General features: G+C 36.6%; 1 protein-coding gene. It reads right to left on the bottom strand.

The genetic code is table 11. From position 1 onward, the window contains the following. Nucleotides 1-503 (bottom strand): Ig-like domain-containing protein (locus tag A8L32_RS05095; protein WP_198931730.1); only part of this gene is annotated, 503 nt, incomplete at both ends.

The following is a 503-nucleotide window of genomic DNA, read 5'->3' on the forward strand; positions in this document are numbered from 1 at the left end:
GGTAAAGTTCCATGTAGCATTATCTGCGAATCCGCTAAATGGGGTTCCTCCTGTCGATTCAATTGCACCATCACCAATGGTTACATAATACCTGGTGTTATATTCAAAATCAATATGAGAAATAGTCAGCGTACGTGCAGATATTGACAAAGTTGGGTCCGTATCTACACCTTCAACAACAAATGTTTCATATATGGAATTGTCTGTGTATCTTCTAACGCGAATTCTGTTAAATGCATCACTAAATTGGATGTCAGTATCAAAGGTAATTGTTAAATCTTGACCAATTAAAACACCGGAATCGCCATTTGTTGGGTTTGTAGAACTGATATTTGGAGCTTGGGTTTCGGTTGTGAATGCCCAATCTGTATTTAAAGAAATGCCTGCGAACGGAGTTCCTGTTGTGGACTCAATCGCACTACTAGAAATTGTAATGTAATACTGAGTATTGTATTCTAATGGGATATGGTTAATCGTTAAATTATTTGTATTTATCTCCAAAT

Source organism: Labilibacter marinus (assembly GCF_001659685.2).
Taxonomy (GTDB): Bacteria; Bacteroidota; Bacteroidia; order Bacteroidales; family Marinilabiliaceae; genus Saccharicrinis; species Saccharicrinis marinus.